Source organism: Halomonas citrativorans (assembly GCF_014898005.1).
Taxonomy (GTDB): domain Bacteria; phylum Pseudomonadota; class Gammaproteobacteria; order Pseudomonadales; family Halomonadaceae; genus Vreelandella; species Vreelandella citrativorans.
This window is the reverse complement of record NZ_JABUYX010000032.1, coordinates 19,617-27,105: the sequence shown is the minus strand read 5'-3', so window position 1 is coordinate 27,105 and position 7,489 is coordinate 19,617. Positions and strand designations below refer to the sequence as shown.

Here is a 7,489-nt window from a genome sequence, read left to right as displayed (position 1 = left end):
GGTTACGACCTGGCTCACCTGCGCAACGACCAGCATGCGCTTGATCTCAACAGCCTGCTGTGTGGCTCGGAAGGCTCTCTGGGGTTTCTGAACGAAGCCGTGTTGAGCGTACTGCCCATCCCCCAACACGCCACCCTGGTTAATGTGCGCTATACCCGCTTTATGGATGCGCTGCGCGATGCCAAAACGCTGATGGCCAGCGCCAGGCCTGTGTCGATCGAAACCATCGACGATACGGTGCTCACGCTCGCCATGGCCGATTTTGTCTGGGACAGCGTGGCCGAGTTCTTCCCCGAGAGCGACACACCGATTCGGGGTATCAACCTGGTCGAGTTTAGCGACGACGACCCTGCAGCACTGGCCGAGCAGGTAGACGCCTTTACCCGTCACTTGAATCAGGATGCCACGGTCACGCGATTGGGCTATACCCTGGCCAAAGGCCGTGAGCAGATCAGCGCGGTTTACGGCATGCGCAAACGCTCGGTGGGCCTTTTGGGCAATGTGCAGGGTGAGAAGCGTCCACTGCCGTTTGTTGAAGATACCGCGGTACCACCAGAACATCTGGCCGACTTTATTAGCGAGTTCCGCGCCGCGCTGGACGCGCGTGGGCTCGCTTACGGCATGTTTGGGCATGTTGATGCGGGCGTGCTGCATGTGCGCCCCGCGCTGGACATGAAAGACCCGGCCCAGGAAGCGCTGATTCGGGACATCTCCGATGAAGTCGCCGCCCTGACCCAAAAATACGGCGGATTGTTGTGGGGCGAGCACGGTAAAGGGGTACGCTCCGAGTATGCACCCAAATTTTTTGGCGAGCTTTACCCCAGCCTGCAGCGGGTCAAGGCCGCGTTTGACCCGTTTAACCAGCTTAATCCTGGCAAGATCGCTTCACCGGCAGAGAACGGCGCGCTGATTGCCAAAGACAGCGACCCGAACCTGCTAAGCATCGACGCCGTGCCGATGCGCGGCCAGCTGGACCGCACCATTGATGAGCGCGCCTGGCAGGCCTATGACGCAGCGGTGTACTGCAACGGTAACGGCGCCTGCTACAACTACGACGTGGACGACCCCATGTGCCCGTCGTGGAAGGCGACCCGCAACCGTATTCACTCGCCCAAGGGGCGCGCCAGCCTGATGCGTGAATGGCTGCGCCTGCAGTCCCAGGCGGGCATCGACGTGGTCGAGGAGTCGCGCAAGAAAAAGGCGGAAGGCCAATGGGGCTTTGTTAAACACTTCCCGAAACGCCTGGCGAATACGTTCAGCCGCCAGCAGCATCACGATTACTCTCATCAGGTCTACGACGCCATGGCCGGCTGCCTGGCGTGCAAGTCCTGCGCGGGGCAGTGCCCCATCAAGGTCAACGTGCCGCAGTTCCGTTCGCAGTTCTTGGAGGTGTATCACGGACGCTATTTACGCCCCCTGCGCGACTACGTAATAGGCAGCACAGAATTCATGCTGCCCACTCTTGCCCGGGCAGCACCGCTGTATAACGCCGTGATGGGCCAGCGCTGGGTGGAAACGCTGATGCGCCGTAGCGTGGGCATGAGCGACTCGCCATTGCTCTCCCGCGCCAGCGTGAAAAAGCAGCTGCGTGCCTGGGGCGTGGCGGAAGCCACGCCTACCTCGCTTGCTCTGCTCACCGACCAGCAGCGCGCCAATAGCGTGATTGTGGTTCAGGATGCGTTCACCACGCACTTTGAAGCCAAACTGGTCATGGACGTGGTCGAACTGCTCTCACGGCTCAACCTGCGCGTGTTGGTGATGCCCTATAGCGCCAACGGCAAACCGCTACACGTCCAGGGCTTTTTAGGCGCATTTGAGCGTACGGCCGAAAAGCAGGCGAAACGCCTGCGGGCGTTGCGCGAGTTTGAGGTGCCCATGGTGGGGATCGACCCGGCGATGACCCTGACCTACCGCCAGGAGTACGTAAAAGCGCTGGGACCCGACGCCGTGCCCGAGGTATTGATGCTACAGGAGTGGCTGGCTATCCGGCTGCCCACCCTGGCACCCCGACAGCTAGCGCCCAATGCCCTTGGCTTTAAGCTGCTTTCGCACTGCACCGAAAAAACCAACGCGCCCGGAAGCCCGAAGGCGTGGCAGCAAGTATTTGCCGCATTTGGCCTACCGTTGGAGTTGGTTAATACCGGCTGCTGTGGAATGTCCGGCACCTACGGCCATGAAACGCGCAACGCCGAAACGTCCAAAACGATTTACGCCCAATCCTGGCAACCCCAGGTCGAGGCAGAGGAAAACACCGACAGGCTACTGGCCACGGGGTATTCGTGCCGCAGCCAGGTGAAGCGTTTTTCAGAACAAACGCTTCACCACCCGCTGCAAGCCTTGCTTTATGCCTTACGCAGCGCGGGCGAACACCCCAAGGATTAACAAGGCTTAGAAAAATAGCTTTTTAAGCGCCAGGCCAGGGTCGGCTTGGCGCATAAAAGCCTCCCCAACCAAAAACCCATTAACGTGGTGATCCCGCATTAACTGAACATCCGCCTGAGTATGGATACCCGACTCAGTAATAACGGTTACGTTTTCAGGAATATGCGCCAGTAAATCCAGCGTCGTGTTGAGGCTGGTATCGAACGTGTGCAGGTTACGGTTGTTAATGCCTACCAACGCCAAATCAAGCTTAAGCGCACGCGTTAGCTCATCGGCATCATGGACTTCCACCAACACATCCATTCCCAGTTGATTGGCCTGCTGATGCAAGTCAAGCAGCCTGGCATCATCCAGTGCGGCGACAATCAGCAAAATACAGTCGGCTCCAATGGCGCGCGCTTCAGAGACCTGGTAACCGTGGGTAATAAAGTCTTTGCGAATAACCGGCAGCTCGCAGACGTCCCGCGAGACGATCAAATAGTCTTCATGTCCCTGGAAAAAGTCCGCATCGGTCAGTACGGACAAGCAGGCTGCACCACCTTGAGCGTAGCTTTTGGCGATATCCGCCGGATGAAACTCTTCTCGAATGACGCCTTTGGAGGGCGACGCCTTTTTAACTTCTGCAATAATCGCCGGGTCACCGACCGCAATACGCTGATTAAGCGCGTTGATGAACCCGCGCGGAGCACTCTGCTGCTTGGCAAGCGCGAGCAAATCCGTCTCGGATACCGCCTGCTGGCGCTCGGCGACTTCCTCATCCTTGCGGGCAAGAATTCGCGTCAAAATAGTGGGTGTTGCCTGTTGGTTCATAGCGGTCACTTACTCTTTGAAAACGCTGGTGAAGTGTGAAAGCTCTCTGAGCTTCTCAAGCGGCAGTTTAGACCCCTGAGCGTCCTGAGCGATCAGAACGCCCTCTTTCAGGCTGTCAGCCACACCCGCACAGTAAAGGGCGGCACCTGCGTTCAAGGCCACCATGTCGGATGCGGGGCCTTCACCGCTCAATGCCGCCTTTACCAACCGCAGGCTATCTTCTGCGTTAGCGGCCTTCAGCGTTGCCAGGCTCTGGCGCTCAATGCCAAACGCTTCAGGGGAAACCGTGTACTGAGTAATCTCGCCCTCTTTAAGCTCCGCCACTTGCGTAGAAGCTGCCAGCGATATTTCGTCTAAACCATCTTCTGAATGAACCACCATGACATGGCGGCTGCCCAGCTTTTTAAGCACTTCGGCCATCAGCGGCACCAGTTCTGGCGAGTACACACCGACCACCTGGTTGGGCGCCCCAGCAGGGTTAGTCAGCGGGCCCAGAATATTGAAGAGCGTGCGCACGCCCATCTCACGGCGCGGGCCAATGGCATAACGCATCGCCGGGTGGTGATTCGGCGCAAACATAAAGCCAACCCCCACCTGCTCAATACAACGGGCGACCTGCTGAGGCTTAAGATCGAGGTAAATACCGGCAATATCAAAAAGATCGGCGCTGCCGGAAGACGACGATACGCTGCGATTACCGTGCTTTGCGACATGCGCACCCGCCGCTGCAGCCACAAAGCTGGACGCGGTGGATACGTTAAATAGATTAGCGCCATCGCCGCCGGTACCCACGATATCCACGACATTTTCAGCGTTTAGCTCAACACGGCGCATTAAATCGCGCATGACCTGGGCGGCAGCGCTAATTTCCACCGCGCTCTCCCCTTTCATGGCAAGCCCGACCAATAAGCCGCCTACTTGAGCATCGGACGCTTCACCCGTCATTATCTGGCGCATCAGGGCATGCATAACGTCAAAAGGGAGGTCTTCACGGTGTATCACCGCATTAATTGCATCTCGCATTTGCATGAACAGAGGAGCCTCTAAAGCGTGTGAACCAGGCAATCAGCCACGTTTTAAAAAATTTGCCAATAGCTCATGGCCTTGGCGAGTCAGTATTGATTCAGGGTGAAATTGCACCCCTTCTACATCCAGTGTGCTATGGCGCAGTCCCATGATCAAACCAGGCGTCACGTCATTGTCTATTGTCCAGGCCGTTATTTCCAGGCAGTTGGGGAGCGTTTCCCTTTCCACCACTAACGAGTGATAACGGGTTACTTCGAGGGGGTTATCCAACCCGTCAAAAACGCCCTGATGGGTATGTAAAACAGCCGATGTTTTACCATGCATCACCTGGGGTGCACGGACCACCCGAGCACCGTATACCTGACCAATCGCCTGATGCCCCAAACAAACACCCAATATAGGCAGTTTACCGGCAAAGTGACGAATAGCGGCCATTGAAACCCCCGATTCGTTGGGTGTGCATGGCCCCGGGGAAATAACCAGATGCGTAGGCGCCAGGGCTTCAATCTGTTCAAGGGTAATGGCATCGTTTCGGTGCGTTACCACCTCTGCACCCAATTCATTCAAGTATTGGACAATGTTAAAAGTGAAGCTGTCGTAATTGTCCAACATCAAGACTTTTTTCGGCATAGCCTATTGATTACCTTAATTATTGCATGGCAATCAGCGTATCGTTACCCAGACTATTAGCCAGGTATGCCATTGCTAGCGATTTTACGTAAGTGTGCTGGATTGTATCGCCAGACGAGGTTAATCGCCACGACAGTTGCGCGCAGTTACGTTTTCGTCGCACTGGGCTATGCTGGAAAATATGCAGGAAAGCATGCTGAAAAGTACGCTGAACAATATGCTCAACAGCATGTTCAACAAAATTGCGATCAAAAGGAGCGCGCCATGGATAAGGCCATCATTGACGTTATTCGAGAAAATGAACAGCTACCCGACCACATGACCGATAGCGAGATCGCCAAGCAGTACAAAGGCACCTATACCGCAGCGAGAGCCGCTATCAGCCTGGACCATACGCCGCTTGATCAGCAGCTCGCTGACGCCACGGCCAAGGTTCTCCCCTTTATGAAAAAAAAGAAGTAATACCAGGCACGGTATAACCTTATACAACAAGCCCCTAACAGCAAGCCTTTGGGCTTTCTGTTAGGGTACGAAACGATATTTCCTCAACCGTTAACCAAGTGAGTTTTCATTGAGGCGCTTTGCCTCGCTCTCGGCTTCCTGGCGGGTAGCGTAGGAGACAACAGAGGTGTTATCGGCCTGAGTGAGCCTTCCCAAGTGCTACTGTTAGCAACTTTCGCTGTTAAGGCTATATTTTGCTATTACAGCGCGAAAACGGTTGTAATGGTCAAGTAACACTGGCCAGCACTCTATTTTAACGTTAGTTATCTAAAGACAGCCGCACCGCTAGCGACATTGCGTTTGCACAATGCATACGCCAAAAAGAACAACAACTTATATCCATTTTTTTTAGCCGGGAGGAACTAGCCACAGAGCGTAGCAGTCTTTATTATCTTGAGCCTTCAAACGAGTGGGAGCGTGAAATGCAAAAGCAAGTGAGCTGGGTAAGCACGCTCTTGCTAGGAATTTTGGTAAGTGTGTCACCGCTAGCAGGCGCTTCGACACTCAACGTTATCGCTTCTTTTTCCATACTTGAAGACCTGGTCAAGCGCATTGCCGGCGAAGATATTGACGTAAACGTTATCGTTCCCCCCGGTGAGGATGTCCATACGTGGGAACTGACGCCGCCCAATGTGCTGTCCATCGAAGAAGCCGACATCATGTTTTATAACGGCTTTGGGCTAGAGCCTTGGCTACGCCATGTAGAGGCCATCGCAAATGATTCGCTTACCCTAAAGGCCGTGGCTGAAAACGCTGACTTTGCGCCGCTCCCTATTATTACAGGGCAGTATCAAGGCACAAATGACCCGCATATGTGGATGGATCCGAAAGGTGCGGCCGCCTACATCAAGGTGATTGCTGAAACGCTGGCCGAGCACTACCCCGAAAAAGCGGGGGCGTTTTATGCCCGTGCGGAGGACACCTATCGCGCGCTGGATACGTTAGACCAGGCCATCAACGAGCGCTTGGAAGGTATCCCCAAAACGAACCGCTCCCTGGTGACCAGCGAGGCCGGATTTAGCTACTTTGCGCACGCCTATGGTTTTGAGTACGACGCTATTTGGGGGCTGAATAACGAAACACAGGGTAACGCCCGGGCAATGGCCGAGATGAACGAACGCTTGGCCAAAACACGCCCCCCAGCGCTCTTTTATGAAAGCACTGTTCCCTGTATCCACATGGATGCGTTGTCACGCGCCACCGGCATCTCACTGGCTGGCCCGCTCTATATTGACTCGTTTAGCTCACAAGACGATCAAGCCGATGACTACCCCGCCATGCTGCACTATAACGCCGAGCTTATTCATGGTGCATTAGGTGGCGCTCGCCCGGAATAGCCTTTTTGCAGCCAGTCAGTCAATCTTAAGTGACAAGCGCCAGCAGCGACGCCATCACACAATCAGGCTGGCTGAGTTCAATAGGATCGCCATGGTTATAGCCATAAGGCAGTGCGAGGGTGGCAAACCCGGCTGCCTTGCCCGCGGCAATATCATGACGAGAATCGCCGACCATTAGGCACTCACTTGGCAAAAACTGGCGCGCCTGCGCGGCATGTAAAAGGGGTAAGGGGGAAGGCTTCTTCTCCGTCAAGGTGTCTCCTCCTACCCATAGCGTAAACCATTGACGAATCCCGAAGTGATCAAGAATGGGCACAATAAACCGCTCTGGCTTATTGGTGATGAGCACCAGCGTAAAGCCCGCGCCATGCAGCGCTTCAAGTGCTGTTTTTACACCGGGATAGAGCGTCGTTAACGCATTCGGTGCCGCACCGTAATACGCCATAAAAGCATCAAAGGCGCGCGCTTGAAGCGCTTCCTCAGGAGACCGGCCCAACGCCCAGGTAAGTGCACGCTCCACCAGGATCGGCGCACCATTGCCCACCCAGTCGCGCACCTGAATACCGTCAGGTGTGGGCAAATTAAGCTCGCCTAACATTTTCTGCACCGCAACGGCCAAGTCAGGTACGGAATCAACCAGCGTGCCGTCTAAATCGAACGCGACTAATCGTTTTCCCGTGAGTATTGAGTGCACTGCCCTGCTCCCTTAACGCTGACTTATGTAGGCATTGGCAATGACACGCCTACCATTTTCAATGTCTTAACCTGCCAAATTGCTCAGCATCTTACTGCGTCCATGGCGC

At 55.2% G+C, this 7,489-nt stretch carries 7 protein-coding genes; 3 read left to right on the top strand and 4 right to left on the bottom strand.

Going from position 1 to position 7,489, the window contains the following annotated elements:
• Window positions 1-2,382, top strand: a 2,382-nt coding sequence (locus INT20_RS16805) for an FAD-binding and (Fe-S)-binding domain-containing protein (RefSeq protein WP_193057361.1), incomplete at its 5' end; no start/stop codon positions are given.
• 6 nt (window positions 2,383-2,388) lie between these two features.
• Here INT20_RS16805 and trpC read toward each other — a convergent pair.
• Genes trpC through INT20_RS16790 form a run of 3 tightly spaced genes read right to left on the bottom strand, consistent with a single transcriptional unit; the run spans window position 2,389 to window position 4,848 of the window.
• Window positions 2,389-3,192, bottom strand: a complete 804-nt coding sequence (gene trpC / locus INT20_RS16800) for an indole-3-glycerol phosphate synthase TrpC (RefSeq protein ID WP_193054944.1) — start codon at window positions 3,190-3,192, stop codon at window positions 2,389-2,391.
• A gap of 9 nt (window positions 3,193-3,201) precedes the next feature.
• The gene (gene trpD / locus INT20_RS16795; protein WP_172117095.1) at window positions 3,202-4,221 is read right to left on the bottom strand and encodes an anthranilate phosphoribosyltransferase; all 1,020 of its coding nucleotides are present in this window, start codon (window positions 4,219-4,221) and stop codon (window positions 3,202-3,204) included.
• A gap of 36 nt (window positions 4,222-4,257) precedes the next feature.
• A complete protein-coding gene (locus INT20_RS16790; protein WP_226912228.1) occupies window positions 4,258-4,848 on the bottom strand; it encodes an anthranilate synthase component II in 591 nt (196 codons plus the stop codon).
• A gap of 264 nt (window positions 4,849-5,112) precedes the next feature.
• Between INT20_RS16790 and INT20_RS16785 the strand changes: the two genes are divergently transcribed.
• Window positions 5,113-5,310, top strand: a complete 198-nt coding sequence (locus INT20_RS16785; protein ID WP_087106715.1) for a hypothetical protein — start codon at window positions 5,113-5,115, stop codon at window positions 5,308-5,310.
• 461 nt (window positions 5,311-5,771) lie between these two features.
• Window positions 5,772-6,686, top strand: a complete 915-nt coding sequence (locus tag INT20_RS16780) for a metal ABC transporter solute-binding protein, Zn/Mn family (RefSeq protein WP_193057360.1) — start codon at window positions 5,772-5,774, stop codon at window positions 6,684-6,686.
• 25 nt (window positions 6,687-6,711) lie between these two features.
• Here the strand turns inward: INT20_RS16780 and INT20_RS16775 are convergent, their stop codons facing one another.
• Window positions 6,712-7,380, bottom strand: coding sequence for a phosphoglycolate phosphatase (locus INT20_RS16775; RefSeq protein WP_193054946.1), 669 nt, complete (start codon window positions 7,378-7,380; stop codon window positions 6,712-6,714).
• Window positions 7,381-7,489 lie beyond the last annotated feature (109 nt).